At 60.2% G+C, this 17,914-nt stretch carries 8 protein-coding genes; 3 read left to right on the top strand and 5 right to left on the bottom strand.

Features of this window, described 5'->3' with window-relative positions:
- Positions 1-38: 38 nt before the first annotated feature.
- The 4 genes from ACM6G4_RS12115 to ACM6G4_RS12100 form a co-directional block, all read right to left on the bottom strand.
- Positions 39-1,586, bottom strand: a complete 1,548-nt coding sequence (locus ACM6G4_RS12115) for an amino acid ABC transporter permease/ATP-binding protein (protein WP_056722708.1) — start codon at positions 1,584-1,586, stop codon at positions 39-41.
- Between the two features lie 64 nt (positions 1,587-1,650).
- A complete protein-coding gene (locus ACM6G4_RS12110; protein WP_409079202.1) occupies positions 1,651-2,445 on the bottom strand; it encodes an ABC transporter substrate-binding protein in 795 nt (264 codons plus the stop codon).
- Positions 2,446-2,491: 46 nt separating this feature from the next.
- Entirely contained in the window at positions 2,492-3,562 is a 1,071-nt protein-coding gene (locus ACM6G4_RS12105) for an isopenicillin N synthase family dioxygenase (protein WP_056722704.1), read from the bottom strand.
- Between the two features lie 14 nt (positions 3,563-3,576).
- The gene (locus tag ACM6G4_RS12100) at positions 3,577-4,428 is read right to left on the bottom strand and encodes a sugar phosphate isomerase/epimerase family protein (RefSeq protein ID WP_414913768.1); all 852 of its coding nucleotides are present in this window, start codon (positions 4,426-4,428) and stop codon (positions 3,577-3,579) included.
- Positions 4,429-5,115: 687 nt separating this feature from the next.
- Here ACM6G4_RS12100 and ACM6G4_RS12095 point away from each other — a divergent pair.
- Positions 5,116-5,826 (top strand): response regulator, encoded by a 711-nt coding sequence (locus ACM6G4_RS12095; RefSeq protein WP_056722700.1) that lies wholly within the window; start codon positions 5,116-5,118, stop codon positions 5,824-5,826.
- Between the two features lie 45 nt (positions 5,827-5,871).
- Here ACM6G4_RS12095 and ACM6G4_RS12090 read toward each other — a convergent pair whose 3' ends face one another.
- Entirely contained in the window at positions 5,872-7,368 is a 1,497-nt protein-coding gene (locus ACM6G4_RS12090) for a sensor histidine kinase (RefSeq protein ID WP_414913767.1), read from the bottom strand.
- A 72-nt stretch (positions 7,369-7,440) separates the two neighbouring features.
- Here ACM6G4_RS12090 and ACM6G4_RS12085 point away from each other — a divergent pair, with 72 nt between their 5' ends.
- Together ACM6G4_RS12085 and ACM6G4_RS12080 are read left to right on the top strand one after the other, a co-directional pair.
- The gene (locus tag ACM6G4_RS12085) at positions 7,441-7,908 is read left to right on the top strand and encodes a hypothetical protein (RefSeq protein WP_414913766.1); all 468 of its coding nucleotides are present in this window, start codon (positions 7,441-7,443) and stop codon (positions 7,906-7,908) included.
- Positions 7,909-8,206: 298 nt separating this feature from the next.
- Positions 8,207-17,914, top strand: a 9,708-nt coding sequence (locus tag ACM6G4_RS12080) for a peroxidase family protein (protein WP_414913765.1), incomplete at its 3' end; no start/stop codon positions are given.

The raw sequence follows: 17,914 nt of genomic DNA, 5'->3' as shown, positions 1-17,914 counted from the left end.
TCCTGACAGAAGGAAGTTCGAAGAAAGCGGTTGCCTGTTCATGCATGATCCAGCGTTGCGGACAGGTTCGGCGATCGGGTACTGATGCCCATGAAGCGTCGCACGCGTTCTCCTTCGGCTTCGCATCGTATGGTTTGCGGTGCGGCATCCAGTTGGATATTACCGTTCTCCATGAACACGACCCGGTCGGATATCGACATGGCAAAGTCCATTTCGTGGGTCACGATCAGCATGGTCATGCCTTCTTTGGCCAGGTCGCGGATCACGTTCAGCACGTCGTTGACCAGTTCCGGGTCGAGGGCTGAGGTCGGCTCGTCGAACAGCATGATCTGCGGTTCCATCGCCAGGGCTCGAGCGATCGCCACGCGCTGTTGCTGCCCGCCGGAGAGCTGGTGCGGGTACTTGTGGGCATGGGCCAGCAGGCCGACCTTGTCCAGTAGCGCATAGGCACGATGTTCACTCAGCTCGCCCGGCTGACCGTGGTAACGCGGTGCCAGGGTGACGTTGTCGAGAATGGTGCGGTGCGGGAACAGGTTGAAGTTCTGGAACACCATGCCGATGTGCCGCACGCCTTTGCGCAGGCGGGTGCTGTTGGGTTTGTCCGACGCTTCGATGAATTTTTCGCCGAACAGCAGGATGTCGCCGGTATCGATGCTTTCCAGGCCGTTGACGGTGCGGATCAGCGAAGTCTTGCCGGAGCCGGATGGCCCGATGATCGAGACCACCTGGCCGTATTCGACATTCAGGTCGATACCCATCAGCACCTGGTGGGTGCCATAGCTCTTCTGGATGTTCTTCAGTTGCAGGATGGGCGTCGCGTTGTTGCCGGCGGCTTTGCGCGCAGTGTCGGGCAAGGCTTCGGCGCTGGCCTTGAACCTGGCGATGGTGGCCGCGTCGAGCGTGTGCGGCTTGCGGAAGTTCAGGTCCAGGTAGCGCTCCAGGCGCTGCAGGAAATAACCGAACACGGTGACGATCAACACGTAATACACGCCTACCGCCGCCAGGGTTTCCATGACCAGGAAGTTGGTGGCATAGAGGCGTTGGCCGACCGTGAGGATTTCGGTCAGGGAGATGACCGAGACCAGCGAGGTCAGCTTGACCACTGTGATGTATTCATTGATCAGCGTGGGCAGCGAAATGCGGAAAGCCTGGGGGATCACGATCAGGCGTTGCATGCCGAGCAGGCCGACACCCAGCGCGCGCCCGGCTTCCTTCTGGCCCTTGGCCACGGAGATCAGGCCACCACGATGGATTTCCGCCATGTACGCCGCTTCAGTGACCACCAGGGCCAGCAACCCTGCGTAGAAGGGGTTGGACAGAATCGGTCCGCTGCCGGGAAACAATTGCGGCAGGTTGTAGACGAAGACCACCAGCACCAGCAACGGGATGCTGCGGAAGAACCAGATGTAGACCGCGGCGGGAATGCGCAGCAAGGGCGACTGGGACAGCTTGGCCGTGGCCAGGACAAAACCCAGCAGCATGCCGATGAACCAGGCCAGGGCACTGAGCTGGACCACTGTGACGCAGGCCTTCCAGAAGTCCGGCAGGGAGAACAGGGATAAGAAATACGACCAATCGAATTGCATGGGGCACCTCGATCTGCCGCCCCGGAGCAGGGGAGGCAGATGACCAGACTACAAGGACAGGTTCTTAGTTGGCAGTCGGTTCTTCCAGGCCATATTTCTGGAGAATTGCCGCGTATTCACCGCTCTTTTTGCTCTCCTCGAAGGCCTTTTGCACGGCCTGGAAGGTTTCGTCGTTACCTTTCTTGACGAAGATGCCCAGGGTTTGTTGATAAATCGGATGCTCGGTGGTGATCACTACCCGGCCGTTGGTCTTTTCCGCGATCATTTTTGCCGCGCCGGCGATTTCAACCTGGGCCTGGATGTTTTTAGACAGCAGGGCCTGGGTCACTTCGGGTGCCGAAGGGTACTCGCTGACGGTGATCGCGCCTTTGTTGTTCGGCACGCAGTATTCGTCAGAGAGCTTCTTGAATTCCTTCACCCAGGTGGTGCCCTGTTCCAGGCCCAGTTTCAGGCCGCACAGGTCTTCAGGCTTCTTCGCATTGATCTCGCTGCCCTTGGGCACCATGACCGCGGCACCGGTGTTGGCATAGGCGATGGTCTGGGCCTGGGTCTGGCGCTCCGGTGTGATGTACATGCCGGAAATGATCGCGTCGTACTTGCCTGAGTTCAGGCCCAGGATCAGGCTCGGGAACTTGGTGTCGACGAACTCCACCTTGGCGTTCATGTGCTTGGCCAGTGACGTTGCCAGTTCGGGGTCGGAGCCCACCACGTTTTTGTCCTTGTCATAGGACTCGAAGGGCGGGTAGGTGATCTCCATGCCGACCTTGAACGTATCTGCCGCGGCCATGCTCACCGAGGCACCGAACATACCGGCTGCCAATACAGCCAGGCTCAAAAGGTTTTTCTTGTTGTTTTTCATGATGTGCTGACTCCGGCGTAGGTAGGGGATTAGCTGAAAACTTCAATCAGGACGGTTGGGCCTGATTTTTCAAATGTCCGAAACTGGCGGGCTTTCGTGCCTTGCCTGGCAGTTGAACGTCCCCGTTGGCCACCCTCTGGCGCAGATATTGATAGGTCTGCAGCGCCTGGCCATACATGTGTTCGCCGATGGTGATTTCTTCGTAGTCGTTGCCTGCCTGGGCGAACCCGGGCAGCGGTCTGATCTGGGTGTGATAGTCGCAGGCATAAAACAGCGGAAAGGAATAACGCTCCTCCTTCACGCTGCGTACCCGGTGCGCGGTGGCAACGAAAGCGCCTGCCGTCATCACTTCCAGCATGTCGCCGATGTTGACGACAAAGGCATCGGCAATCGGTGGGGCATCGATCCATTGGCCAAGATTGTTCATCACCTCAAGGCCCGGTTTGTCGGCCAAAAGGATGGTGAAACACTCGTAGTCAGTATGGGCGCCAAGACCCGGTGCGTCATGGGCTGCACCGTCGAAGGGGTAGTGGATCAGGCGCAGCTTGGACGGTGGACGGGTCACCAGGCTGTCGAAATAGTTTTCTTCCAGGCCCAGGGTCAGGGCGAAGCCACCGAACAGTCGCCGGCCCAGGGCGAAGATGGCTTCATAGTAGGCCTGCACCGAGGCCTTGAAACCTTGCAGCCGTGGCCAGTCGTTGGGCCCCAGCAATGGGGTGTTGGCCAGCACCAGCGGGTCATCGGCCGGGACTTCGAAGCCGACGTCGAAGGCTTCCTTGTGGTCTGGCTTGCCCTTGGAATAGACCTCTTCGCCTTCGGGTACAAAGCCCTTGTGGGTTTGCGAGGTGCCGATGTAGTGGCGCATCTTGGCGTCCAGGGGCTGGTCGAAAAAGTCCTTGGCCGCCTTGCGCAGGTTGGCGATCAGTTGCGGGTCGATACCGTGATCGGTGATGTAGAGGAACCCGACCTCGCTGGCGGCGCGCCCCAATTGTTCGGCGACGGCCAGGCGGTGTTCCAGTTCAACGCTGAACAGGCCGGCGATGTTGACCACCGGGATGCTATTGAAGTTGGCTTTGTGAGTGTCAGTGCTTGCGCTGTTGTTTTTGTTGTCAGGCATGTCGCATCGGCTCCCTAAGGATGGCTTGAATGGCTGAAACGGTCGAAGTGTTCACGCTCGGTCTGGCCCATCCACACATTCAATGACCACAGGTCGGCGACCGGGACATTGGTGAAGGGCAGGTGATGCAGGTAGCCGTCGGCGCCGAACTCCGGGGTCAGGGTGCTGACCTGGTAACCGCGGGCTTGCTGCGAGCGCCAGATGCTTTCCCAGTGCTGCTGATGGAAGGCCAGTTCCCTTGCATATTCCGGAGCCGCCGGGTGCGGAACCTGCGGTCCCTGGTCATAACCGACCCGGGCCTGGATATGGTGAACCCGCTCGATGAAAGCGCTCAGGTCATCGGCCGGGTCATTCAACAGGCGCTCGCAGGTGACCACCCAATGGCTGATGTCGCTGGTGAACAACAGCTCGGGCAGTTGCCGGATCAACTCCAGGGTCACCCAGGGGTTGAACAGCGACCGCGAGCGGTGGGTTTCGAAACTGCAGACCTGGCCGTGCTTGCGCGCCAGATCCAGCGCCTGGCCAAAAAACTCCACTTGTTGTGGCAAGGACCAGCGATCGTTGCCCGCCAGCACATTGACGAAGCGCGGGCCGAGTTCAGCGGCCCAGGCGAGTTTTTGATCGAGATCATTGAGGTGGACGGCAGGGATTGCCGACTGGTCCGGCAGCACGTCGTACGCGGTGAAGACCGTGCTGATATAGCCCAGGCGATTGGCCTGGAGAAAGGCGCCAAACTCGGCCCGTTCACGGGCGTCCAGTGGCAGGCGTGCCTCCATCCCGTCAAAGCCCGCTTGCAGCAACTCCTCGAGCGCCTGGGCCTTGCTGGCGGTGTAACCCCACAGCGTGCGGAAAATTTCCAGCTTCATCGGTGATCCTCAAAAATCCCAAGGCCTACTGCAAATGCACTTCGACGGCGCCACGCTGCCAAGAGGCTGGTTCGCTGTGGAGTCGATGTTAGGCACAGGCCGCGCACTGAAAGAATCTGAAAGTTCAAAAGAATACTTCAGACTTTCATCAACAAATAGCTTGCTACTTATAGCGCTGGCCAGGAGGGGGGTTATCGGCGAGAACCTGTCTACGTTGGCTATTATTGAGAGATGCCATTGTTACGGCATCATTTTGAAGAGTCCCAAGCGACACCGGGCCGCCGAGGGTTCCCTTTTGCCCGCCGCTGCCTGTCCCGACTCGTTAAGTCCACGTCGTCTCAGGGCAAGTAATCCCTACTAATAGCGGCCGTTGAAATAGAGTCTCCACTCTCTCCATAAATGGGGCATTACACCCATCCAACCGGGGGCTTACCACCTGATTTGAGGAATATTCCCCGCTTAGCCTTTCTCTCGTCCGAAGCATTCAGAAACAGCCTATTAATTAACCTGGGCTTTTTCTTCGCCCTGCGGTAGTGGCTCATTAGTTGCACCCCCCCCTTGGGTACCCGTAACGTCCCGGACATCATGGAGACCGCGGGTCTTGCCAGGTTCGGCATGCCGCGAGGGGTGAAAAATGAAACGCACGACCCCCCTTGCAGCGCCATCGCCGTTTAAGAGGAGCTTCTTATGAGTTCCATGATCAAGATTGGCATCGTTGATGATCACCCGCTGTTAAGGGATGGGGTCACAATGGCGCTGAAGAAAGTCGCTGACTTTCAGGTGGTCGAGCAGGGGGCGTCTGCCGATGATGCCCTGGAAATTGCCGCTCGTTTTGCTCCGGATGTATTGCTGATGGATGTAAATATGCCGGGCGATAGCTTTGCTGCCGTGCGAGCGATCTCAGCTTCTTCGCCGGCAGTTAAAATTTTGATGCTGACAGTGTCCGAGTCCATCGAGGATGCCTATTGCGCCCTCGAAGCGGGCGCGCAGGGATATGCGTTGAAAGGCATAAGCGGTCGTGAGCTGGTACAAGCCATCAGAAATGTTGCCGGTGGTGAAACGTTCATTACACCCAAGCTTGCCAGCAAGCTGTTGAGCAATTTCGGAAAGCACGCGGCTGACAAGCAAAAGGTCGAGCTGACCCATCGCGAAGAACAGGTTATCCGGGAGGTATCGAAGGGCCTGACTAACCGCGAGGTTGCGATCAAGCTCGAGCTCTGCGAGAAGACCATCAAGCACTACATGACGAATGTCATGTACAAGCTGCGCGTTCGTAACCGGACACAGGCAGTCGCAGCAGTGAGACGGCATTGGGAGAGTGACCATATACCTGGCTTATGTGGTGCTCTTCAGCGCCGCGACTTGAATGACAGTGGTAAGACAAGTAACGGGCGATAAGCGCTTGCGGTTACTTGGGTGCAATGATCATTCTGGCTCGGATGATCAGATTTTGAACTGCGCCCTGGCTTTGGTTCCGGCATGGGGCGCCGATTCAATGATGAATACTCCGCCGAGGGATTCGACGCGATAGCGCATGCCGACAAGGCCCAGATGAGTTCTACCTCGACCAGGCACACTCGGTTTTTCGGTTGGAATTCCCACTCCCGCATCCTCGACTTGTACTTCCAGTAGCCCTTCGCAGTGAGAGGCGCTGAGTTTTTGGCCCTTTCCTCCGGCGTGAATATAGGCATTGTTCAACGCTTCCTGGGCGAAGCGGTAAATACAAATTTTATGCGCTATCGGTACATCGTCTGGAAGAGCATCAAGCTCCAGTTCGACTCGCGTCTCGGTTCGCTCTTCGTGCCGCTCGGCAAGCAATACCAGCGCATCGTGCAGGGTCAGGTCAGTGACTTCCGGAAGTGCCAGGTCGAGTGATATTTCCCGTACTTCGTTTAAAGCATCCTCGCCGGCACGCCTGATCATTTCGAGAACTTCCTCATCCGAGGCGCCTTGTGAATTTTCGAGTTCTTCAAGGCGAAGGAGAATAAGTGACAACAGCTGGGCAGGACCATCATGAAGATCGGCCCCGATCCGACGAAGAGTGAGTTCATTGATTCTGGAGAATTCGTGATTGGCTGTAGTGACTTTGTGCTGAAGGGCGGCATTGTTCGAGTGCAACCTGGCTTGCTCATCCATTCGCCATTCAAGTGCTGTTTCATGCTGCTTTATTATCTTGTCATCACGCCGAACGATAAAAAATAACAACAAAAGCATGGCCGTCGTTGCGGCACCAACAATCGCCCATACTTTCTTGCGAAGATTATTGATTTCGCGCTGTAACGCTTCCGCGGTTTCGTAGAACTCACCAACCGCAACAATCTTTCCAGTACCGGCTTCGCGCAGTGGAGCAAAAATTTCATAAAGCGGAATATTCAGGCTGCGCTCAAAAGCATCCTCATTATCTCCCTCAAAATCATTGTCCAGTTGTGTATAGATCTTGCCTGTCAGCGCCAGTGAGATCTCCTCTGTCGGAAAGGTTTTCCGCACCGTGGACTTGTCGGTGCTGTAGACAATCGTGCCGTCTGGAAGCCAGATCTTCACCGAGACCACATGTGTACTCAACGAGGTGCTGGACAGCAGGTGATCAATGGTCTGAATGGTTGCATCGGGGAGTTCTTTGACAGTGGTCAGTCCCTGGACGAAAGGTTCGAGAAAGTTCTGCATATAACGCGCGCCCGTCTCTGCCGCCGTTTGAATCGTTGCATCTTCGATACTCTGGCTTACGAGCTTTCCAACGAACGTCATGGTCAAGCCCAGAATGATTGCGGCGCAGATTACGAACTGGGTCGAGCGGCTCAAATGGCGCAATTTCGCACGGGCGCTCTGTCCTCCCGGGCCTCCGCCACTGGACGTTTGGCCTGCCTCTGATCCGACCAAGGTCTGATCCGATTCTGCGACCAAGGTCTCAGAATTTGATTGGGCTTTTGTCTCTGTACACATCCGGGTAGCCCCTCAATACTCATTTTCAATGGAGTGTAAAGCTGGCGTTTGAGGTTGAAGGCGGGAGGCGCGATGAATAGTTTAAAAAGATTCTCGATCCATCTGGATAATCGCTATTTCCGGCAACAACAGCTGGCGGTTATTACCAATAGTGTGGTCGGCCATTCGCACCCTGGCATTCAAGTCAAACTCGCTTCACTTGAATTCTCTGTTGAGAAAACGCTCCAGTCCAACTGTGCGGGTGTTCCACTCAATCAGAACCAAACCTGTGGTTCCAATGGTTTCCTGGCTCCGCTACCCAGCGTGCGGAGCCAGTCTCCAATACATACTAGTCAATTCGTAGTCGATGCCAGTTTTCTCATGGATAAAAGGCTTGTTGACGAAGCCGCATGGACGCAGAACCGTGCCATCACCCCTCAGGAAGTCCCGGAATATGGCGATCTTCGCGAGCATATTCCGGCCAATGCCTCTGTTCTCTGGATGTGTGGCATCTGTGACAAGCCCCCTATGCCTGAGAGAGCATCATGTACAGATGCATAGAGCCCCGATACGTGACGGGGCCGCGAGTAAGTTGCACCTTCTATTCAACCTGGGTTCATGGGCCATCGCCTCCTTGAGGCGTAATACCAGCCTGTAAATACGGTTGTCATGGGGAATTGATCCTCAGTCGAGTTCTGCTGATTGCACGCAATTCAGTAGGGGCTCGGTGCGGCCGTTGTACCAGGTCCCGTCGTTCAAGTTTCGATTTTAATTTATGGGGTTCAGCACTCAACCACGCGTTTGCAGCCGTGTTTTATGCGTGTGGTTTCCTGATTGGTTAAGCATCGAGGAAACAGCCATGGCCAGCTTCATCAAGTCCGATCTTGAGTTCATTCTCGAACAAATTTTCATCGCTGAACGGAATGCGTCTGGCGCGAGTCTGGCTGACTTGCTGCAGAACGTAGAAGTCCCCTTCGGTCTGCGCACCGTCTCCGGCATCGACAACAACCTGGCCAATCCCCAGTTCGGTGCCGCCGACAATTTCTTTCCACGCATGACGACGCCGGTGTTCAATACCGCGCAGGCCCAGCCGGCCGGCTTCTTCGGCCCCACCGATCCAGGCGGAACCACACCGACCTCCTACCTGCAGACCAGCGGTGCCGTCTTCGACTCGCAGCCGCGCACCATCAGCAACCTGATCGTGGACCAGACCGCCAACAATCCGGCGGCGGTCGCGGCCGCAGCGGCCAATCCGGATTCACAGTTGGTCACCAGCCCCGGCCTGGATGGCCTGTTCGGTACCGCCGACGACGTTGCCGTTTTCCAGATTCCCAATATCACGCCGGACGCAGGCCTGACCGTGCCGTTCAACCAGTGGATGACTTTCTTTGGCCAGTTCTTCGACCATGGACTGGACCTTGTCACCAAGGGTGGCAGCGGCACCGTCTTCATTGCGCTGCAGCCCGACGATCCACTCTTCGTGCCGGGCAGCCCGACCAACTTCATGGTGCTGACGCGCGCCACCAATTTGCCTGGCCCCGACGGCATCCTGGGCACCGCCGATGACATCCACGAGCAGAGCAACACCACTTCTCCCTTTGTCGACCAGAACCAGACCTACAGCTCGCATCCCTCGCACCAGGTGTTCCTGCGTGCCTATGAGCTCAACGCCGCTGGCGATCCGGTGGCCACTGGCAAGCTGATCACCAATCGCGACCTGGGTGTCGATGGGCATTTCGGCACCGCTGATGACGTCGAAATCGGCGGCATGGCCACCTGGGCAATCGTCAAGGCTCAGGCCCGAGATCTGCTCGGCATCAACTTGACCGATGCCGATGTGTTCAACGTTCCGCTGCTGGCAACCGATGCTTACGGCAACTTCATCAGGGGGCCTAACGGCCTTCCCCAAGTCGTGATGATGGGCGCGGATGGCATTGCCGGTACGGCCGATGATGTGCTCGTCGAGGGTAATCGGGCCGCGCCAATCAGCCTGACGAACGCCGTGCGCACCGGCCACCAGTTCCTGATCGACATCGCCCACAGCGCCGATCCGACCGGGGGGCTGGTGGCTGACGCGGACACCGTCATTGGCGGCCCGCAAGCACCCGGCACCTACGACAACGAGCTGCTCGACAAGCACTACATCGCCGGCGATGGCCGCGTCAACGAGAACATCGGCCTGACCACGGTGCATTCCATCTTCCACAGCGAACACAACCGGCTGGTTGAGCAGACCAAGGATACGGTGCTGGCCTCCGCCGACCTCGATTTCCTGAACAAGTGGCTGATGCCCGACGCCCAACTGACAGCGCTGCCAGCGACGCCGGCCGACATCGCGGCCCTGCACTGGAACGGCGAGCGGTTGTTCCAGGCGGCCAAGTTCGGCACCGAGATGCAGTACCAACACCTGGTGTTCGAGGAGTTCGCGCGCACCATCCAGCCGCAAGTGGACGTCTTCCTGGCGCCCATGGGCAACGACACCACGGTCAATCCGGCGATCGTCGCCGAGTTCGCGCACACGGTCTTTCGCTTCGGCCACTCGATGCTGCTGGAGACGGTCGATCGTTTCGACCCCAACTTCAATGTCGTTGGCGACGGCAATCCGGTTGACCCGGGCAATCAACAGACCGGCCTGATCGCGGCCTTCCTCAACCCGCTCGCGTTTGCTGCCAGCGGCCCCACCCCTGAGGAGGCGGCAGGCGCCATCGTGCGCGGCGTCACGCGGCAAGTCGGCAACGAGATCGACGAGTTTGTCACTGATGCTGTGCGCAACAATCTGGTCGGCCTGCCGCTCGACCTTGCCGCACTCAACCTGGCGCGCGGCCGAGACACCGGCATCCCGTCGCTGAACGCGGCGCGGCGCGAGTTCTACCACATGACCGGCGACAGCCAGTTGACCCCCTACACGAGCTGGGCCGATTTCGTGCAGCACATGAAGCATCCGGAATCGCTGATCAATTTCATCGCCGCCTACGGCACCCATTCAACCATCACGAGTGCTACGACGCTGGCGGACAAGCGCGCCGCGGCCGCGGATCTCGTGCTTGGCAGCGCCACGGCGCCGGCTGATCGCCTGGACTTCCTCAACAGTAGCGGCGCCTGGGCCAGCAACGCCGGTGCGGACGGTATTCTGCACACCGCCGACGACGTGACCATCACCGGCCTGGACGCCATCGACTTCTGGATCGGTGGCCTGGCCGAAGAGAAGATGCCCTTTGGCGGCCTGCTGGGTTCGAGCTTCAACTTCGTCTTCGAAACCCAGTTGGAAAACCTGCAGAATGGCGACCGTCTCTACTACCTGGCCCGCACCGCAGGACTCAACTTCGGCACTGAGCTTGAGAACAATTCGTTCGCCAACCTGGTGATGCTCAACAGCGACGCAGTACACCTGTCGGCCAACATATTCCAGACGCCGGCCTTCACCCTGGAGGTCGACCCGACGCACCAGTTCAACCCGAGCGTGGTGGCCGGCCCGGACGGCATCGTCGGCACGGTTGACGATCTGCCAGCCAACGCCGACCCCTTTGGCCCGTCGGAGCACCCGATTGGTTCACCACGGATTGACCGTATCACGCCGCTGGTGATTCGCGACAACCCCGACACAGTGGGCCCGGATACCAACTACCTGCACTACACCGGCGGCGATACGGTCGTGCTGGGAGGTACGGCTGGCGACGACATCCTCATTGCCGGCGACTCGGACGACGACACTGTCTATGGCGATGCCGGCAACGACCGGATCGACGGCGGCTACGGTAACGACAACCTCTTTGGCGGCGCCGGTGACGACATCATCACGGACATGGGAGGCGACGACGTCATCCACGGCGAGGACGGCAACGACGTCATCCAGGTCGGTAACTCGACCCTCGCCGGCAACAACCTGGTCCACGGCGGCGCGGGCAAGGATTTCATCATCACCACCGAAGACATCACCCTGACGTTCGCCGGCGCGGGCGACGATTTCATCCTCGGCTCCAAGGTCAACCTCGCGCCGACCGGCAACGAAGGCGATGACTGGATCGAGGGCGGCACCCAGGACGGTGCGCCCGGCGATAACGCGAGCCCAACATTGTCCGACGACGTGCCCGGCAACGACATCTTCATTGGCACCGGTGGATTCGATGAAATGATTGGTGAAGGCGGCGACGACACCTTCGTCGCCAGCGACGCACAGGACAAGATGGACGGCATGTCCGGGTTCGACTGGACCACCTACAAGAACGACAAGTACGGCGTGACCGTCGACATGGTCGTTCCCTTCTTCAGTCCGTATCACGCGGTGCCCGATGCCGCTGGCAATATCGTGGGCGCAGTGGCGCAATCGCCCGATTCGGTCTATGACCGGTTCGCGGAAGTGGAGGGCCTGTCGGGGTCGGCCTTCGCCGACTTCCTGCGCGGCGATGAACAAAACGCGGCCATCATCGCCAACGTCACGGCCAGGGGCAGCATCCTCACCAACTTCGATCTCGTCAGCGGCCTGCGGGCTTTCGTTGGCAGCGCCGGTTTCGGTGCCGACGGTATCGGGGGGACGGCCGACGATCAGTTCGGCGCGGGTAACATCATCCTCGGCGGCGATGGCAGCGACATCATCGAAGGCCGTGGCGGCAGCGACCTCATCGACGGCGACAGTTGGCTCAACGTGCGCATCAGCGTGCGTCAGAACGTGGATGGCTCCGGGCCGGAGATCGCCAGCTTCGACAGCATGACGCCGATGATCCCGCTCATGCTGAACGGCACCTACAATCCCGGCCAGCTCGTCGCCGTGCGTGAGATCCTGCCAGGCGTGGGCGGCTTCGACACCGTCAATTTCATGGGCCCGCTGGCGAACTACTCAGTCACCGTCAACGATAACGGCACTGCGCTCGATTTCACCGACGACATCGTTACCGTGACCGACAATGTCGGCAAGGAAGAAACCGACCGTCTCACCCACATCGAACGGCTGCAGTTCTCCGATCAGTCCATGGTCCTCGTGCCCGGGCTCAACGCTGAGCCGGTGGGGGCGCTGACGGTGGATAACACTGCACCGACCGTTGGCCAGATACTGACCGTGTCGGCGGCAGGCCTCACCGATGGCGACAACGCAGGCGGGGCGATCCACAATTCCATCAGTTACGTATGGCAGTTTGAAGCCGCACCGGGCTCGGGCGTCTTCGAGGACATCATCCTCGGGCCAGGCCGCATCGGTATCGGATTTGTGAGGGCGGACGCGCCCACGTTCACGGTGACGTCGGATCTTGCCGGCCTGGCAATTCGCGTCAAAGGCATCTATGCGGACGATCATGGCGTGACCGAGCAGGTATTCTCGGCACCGACCACGGCCGTAGTGGCCGGGGCGCCGGCCCCTGCAGCGGCGCCTTCGCTGATCGATCCACAGACCACGGCTCCCAGCAATGGTGTGCGCTACACGCAAGCCGACCTGGCGTTCATCCTTGACCAGATCAAGCTGGCGGAACACCACGCGGCCGGCGAGAACCTGAACTCGTTGCTCCCCAATATCCGGATGCCGTTCGGATTGCGTACCGTCGAAGGGACGGAAAACAACCTGCTCCATCCCGAGTTCGGTGCCGCCGATAACGTATTCCCGCGCCTGACCACACCGGACTTCCGCCCGGCCGATGCCGGCACCAGCTACACCCAGACCAGTGGCCTGGTAATCGACTCGCAGCCGCGCACCATCAGCAACCTGATCGTCGACCAGACCGCCAACAACCCGGCGGCGGTCGCGGCCACCTTCGATCCGGGTCTTGATGGTGTCCTCGGCACTGCTGACGATGTCCTCAAGGCCGGTGCGCAGGTGGTGACCGGAACCCGTACTGACGGCACGACGTTCCAGACTTTCTTCGACCCGAACGTGAGCCCCGACGCGGGCCTGACCGCACCCTTCAACCAATGGATGACGTTCTTCGGCCAGTTCTTCGATCATGGCCTGGACCTCGTCACCAAGGGTGGGTCGGGCACTGTGTTCGTTCCGCTGCAGCCGGATGACCCGCTGTTCGTGCCCGGTAGCCCGACCAACTTCATGGTGCTGACGCGCGCGACCAATCAGCCCGGCCCCGACGGCATCCTGGGCACGGCCGATGACATCCACGAGAACACCAACACCACCTCGCCGTTTGTCGACCAGAACCAGACGTACAGCTCGCATCCTTCACACCAGGTGTTCCTGCGTGCCTATGAGCTCAACGCAGCGGGCGATCCGGTGGCCACCGGCAAGTTGATCGAAAATCGTGATCTGGGCGCCGATGGCGTGTTCGGTACGGCCGACGACGTCGGGATCGGTGGCATGGCCACCTGGAAGGTGGTCAAGGCGCAAGCCCATGATCTGCTCGGCATCAATCTCACCGATGCCGATTTCGACAACGTGCCATTGCTGGCGACTGACGCCTACGGCAATTTCATCAAGGGTCCGAACGGTTTTCCGCAGGTGGTAATGAAGGGCGCGGACGGCATTGCCGGCACGGCCGATGATGTGCTGGTTGAAGGCAATCCGGCCGCGCCCATCAGCCTGGTCAACGCCGCGCGCACCGGCCATGCCTTCCTCAACGACATCGCGCACACCGCGGTGCCGGTGGACGACCAGACCGGCGCGGCACTCCTGCCCGATGCGGACAATGTCGTTGGCGGTACACCTGCGGCGGGCTTCTACGACAACGAACTGCTGGACGCGCACTACATTGCCGGCGACGGCCGGGTCAACGAGAACATCGGCCTGACCACCGTCCATTCGATCTTCCACCATGAGCACAACCGCCTGGTCGATCACACCATGGCGGTGGTCCTGGCGACAGCGGCAAGTGGCGATGTGTCGTTCCTGAACGAGTGGCTGCTGACGCCTGTCACTGCCGTACCCGCCGACACCTCGACCCTTGACTGGAACGGCGAGCGCCTGTTCCAGACCGCGAAGTTCGGCACCGAGATGCAGTACCAGCACCTGGTGTTCGAAGAGTTCGCGCGCACCATCCAGCCGATGGTCGATCCGTTCTTCGCCCCGGGCCAGGTGTACGACACCGCGATCGATCCGAGCATCGTTGCCGAGTTCGCACACACCGTCTATCGCTTCGGGCACTCGATGCTGCTGGAGCAGGTCGACCGGCTGGATCCGAACTTCGCGTCGAGCGATATCGGGCTGATCCAGGCCTTCCTCAACCCGCTCGAGTTCGCAAGCAGCGGCGCCACTCCGGAGGAGGCGGCCGGTGCCATCGTGCGCGGCGTGACCCGCCAGGTGGGCAATGAGATCGACGAGTTCGTCACCGAAGCCCTGCGCAACAACCTGCTGGGACTGCCACTCGATCTGCCCGCCATCAACCTGGCGCGCGGTCGCGATACCGGCATTCCGTCCCTGAACGCGGCGCGGCGCGAGTTCTATGGGCCCACCGGTGACGCAGAGCTCAAGCCCTACACCAGTTGGGCGGATTTCGTGCAGCACATGAAGCATCCGGAATCGCTGGTCAACTTCATCGCCGCCTACGGCACGCACGCGACCATCACCGGCGCCACCACGCTGGCGGACAAGCGCGCCGCGGCTGCGGACCTGGTGTTCGGCGGCGCGACCGCACCCGCCGACCGTGTCGACTTCCTCAACAGCACGGGTGCCTGGGCCAGCAACGCTGGTGCGGACGGCGTACTGCACACGGCAGACGATGTGACCATCACCGGTCTGGATGATGTCGACTTCTGGGTTGGCGGGCTGGCCGAGGAGAAGATGCCCTTTGGCGGCATGCTCGGCTCGACTTTCAACTTCGTCTTCGAGAACCAGATGGAGAAACTCCAGGACGGCGACCGCTTCTATTATCTGGAACGCACCGCCTCGATGGACTTTGGCGCGGAACTTGAGAACAACACGTTCGCCAATCTGGTGATGGCCAATACCGACGCAACACACCTCTCGGCCAGGGTTTTCCTGACGCCGGCCTACACTCTGGAGGTCAATCAGGCGAACCAGTACAACCCGAGTGTGATTGCCGGTCCCGACGGTATTGTCGGCACCCTCGACGATCTGCCGGCCAATGCCGATCCGTTTGGCCCGTCGGACCACCCGATTGGCTCACCACGCACTGACTTCCTCACGCCACTGGTGATCCGCGACAACCCCGCCACGGCGGGGCCGGATACCAACTACCTGCACTACACCGGTGCCGATACGGTCGTATTGGGCGGTACGCCCGGCAACGACATCCTCATTGCCGGCGACTCGGACGACGACACGGTCTATGGCGATGCCGGTAACGATCGGATCGATGGCGGCTACGGCAACGACCAGCTATTTGGCGGTACCGGTGACGACATCATCACGGACATGGGCGGCGACGACGTCATCCACGGCGAAGACGGCAACGACGTCATCCAGGGTGGCAATGGCCTCAACCTGATCCTTGGCCAGGCTGGCCAGGACTTCATCGTTACCGGCGAAGACGCGGCCGACAGCAGCGGCGGCCTGGGCAACGACTTTATCCTCGGCAGCAAGGCCAACGAGTTCGCGCGCGGTGGCGAAGGCGATGACTGGATCCAGGGTGGATCCGCCGATGGCGTTGCCGGCGATAACTTCGACCCATTCGGAAACGATCCGATCAATGGCAACGACGTCTTCCTGGGCGATGGCGGACCGGACAACTTCGACGGAGAGGGCGGTGATGACATCATGGTCGGCAGCCCCAGCGAGGCGGACCGTTTCATCGGGTTCTCGGGTTATGACTGGGCGACCTACAAGGACGATCAGGTCGGCGTGACCATGGACCTGAACTCCAGGCTGCGCTTCTTCGATCAACCGGCAGTGCCTGGCTCCACCGCGTCGATCCTTGCCCGGTTGGACCTGGTGGAAGGAATGTCAGGATCGTCCCACGCCGATTTCCTCGGCGGCGATGACTCCACTGCCGATTTGCTCGCCATCGCCGGCGCCAAGGGCAGCGTGCTCACCAACTTCGACCTCATCAGCGGTCTGCGGGACCTCGTTGGCAGCGCCGGCAACGGCGCGGATGGCATCGCCGGTACAGCCGACGATAAGTTCGACGGGGGCAACATCATCCTGGGTGGCGATGGCAGCGACGTCATCGCGGGCCGTGGCGGCGATGACCTCATTGACGGCGACAAGTGGCTCAACGTGCGCATCAGTGTGCGGCAGAACATCGATGGCACCGGGCCGGAAATCGCCAGCTTCGACAGCTTGACACCGCTGGTTCCGCTCATGATGAACGGCACCTACAACCCTGGCCAGCTCCAGATCGTCCGTGAAATCCTGACGGCGGCCGGTCCCGACTTCGACACGGCGTTGTTCTCCGGCAATCTGGCGGATTACACCGTGGTCAACAACGTCAACGGCACCGTGACGGTCACCGATAATGTCGCTGGCAGGGATGGGACCGACACCCTCAGCAATATCGAGCGGTTGCAGTTCTCCGATCAAGCGGTCGTGCTCGGCGGTTTGAACTCGGAGCCCGTCGGTTCGCTGAGGATCGACGATCCCACGCCCGCCGTCGGCCAGGTGCTGACGGTCTCGGCGGCAGACATCACGGATGCCGACAATACCGCGACCGGAGGCGCGATCGCCGGGCCCATCAGTTTCTTCTGGCAGTTCGAGGCGCGCCCGGGCTCGGGCGTCTTCGAAGACATCACGTTCTTTGCCGCCGGAGAGGTCGCGCGCGCAGAGGGCACGACTGTCACGGTGGGCTCGGAACTCAGGGTGCCACCACCGGCGACCCTCATTGGTGCCGTGCCGGCCATACCGGAACTCGTCGTGGCAGCCGGGCTGGCGCTGCGCGTCAGGGCGGTCTACAAGGACGCCAATGGCGTGCTGGAGGAGGTGTTCTCGGCGCCGACCGCACCGATCACACCTGCCGGCACCGGCACCGTCAATGTCCTGCCGGTCGGAACGGTGCTGATCAGCGATACGACTCCGGCGGAAGGCTCGGCCTTGACCGCAACGGATGCGTTCACCGACGCCAACGGGACCACGACCTCGGTGATCAGCCATCAGTGGCAGGTGGGGAGCGGTGCGATCTTTGCCGACATCGCCGGTGCGACCGGCACGACCTTCACGCCCGACCAGGCGCAGGTTGGTCAGCAACTGCGTGTCGTCGCGAGTTACACCGATGACCTGGGCACGCTTGAACGCGTGACTTCTGCCGCAACGACAGTGGTCAGTGATGTGTTTGTCGGTACCGCCGGTGCCGACATATGGAACGGTACGGCAGGCGACGACGTGGCCAGCGGAGGTGATGGCAACGATATCCTGAATGCCTTGGGCGGCAACGATATCCTCAATGGTGACGCGGGCAACGACTTCCTCAATGGCGGTGCGGGTAATGACCAGATGCTGGGCGGAACCGGCAACGATACCTACCGCGTCGATTCAATCGGGGACGTGGTGCTCGAGTTGACGGGTGAGGGGCAGGATTCCGTACAGACCACGCTGGCCAGTTACACACTGGGCGCCAATGTCGAGCATCTGCTCTACCTCGGAGTCGGCAACTTTGTCGGCACCGGCAACGCGTTGAACAACGTCATCACCGGTGGGGTGGGTAATGACACCCTCAACGGCGGAGCCGGCAACGACACCTTGCTGGGA

The organism is Pseudomonas sp. IT-P258, from assembly GCF_949767825.1.
In the GTDB taxonomy this organism is placed as follows: Bacteria; Pseudomonadota; Gammaproteobacteria; order Pseudomonadales; family Pseudomonadaceae; genus Aquipseudomonas; species Aquipseudomonas monachiensis.
This window is presented reverse-complemented; position numbering and strand designations above follow the sequence as displayed.

What these genes read in the sequence shown, in the direction of transcription:
- ACM6G4_RS12115 (WP_056722708.1), bottom strand. Translation starts at nt 1,586, where the DNA reads ATGCAATTCGATTGGTCGTATTTCTTATCCCTGTTCTCCCTGCCGGAC.
- ACM6G4_RS12110 (WP_409079202.1), bottom strand. Translation starts at nt 2,445, where the DNA reads ATGAAAAACAACAAGAAAAACCTTTTGAGCCTGGCTGTATTGGCAGCC.
- ACM6G4_RS12105 (WP_056722704.1), bottom strand. Translation starts at nt 3,562, where the DNA reads ATGCCTGACAACAAAAACAACAGCGCAAGCACTGACACTCACAAAGCC.
- ACM6G4_RS12100 (WP_414913768.1), bottom strand. Translation starts at nt 4,428, where the DNA reads ATGAAGCTGGAAATTTTCCGCACGCTGTGGGGTTACACCGCCAGCAAG.
- ACM6G4_RS12095 (WP_056722700.1), top strand. Translation starts at nt 5,116, where the DNA reads ATGAGTTCCATGATCAAGATTGGCATCGTTGATGATCACCCGCTGTTA.
- ACM6G4_RS12090 (WP_414913767.1), bottom strand. Translation starts at nt 7,368, where the DNA reads ATGTGTACAGAGACAAAAGCCCAATCAAATTCTGAGACCTTGGTCGCA.
- ACM6G4_RS12085 (WP_414913766.1), top strand. Translation starts at nt 7,441, where the DNA reads ATGAATAGTTTAAAAAGATTCTCGATCCATCTGGATAATCGCTATTTC.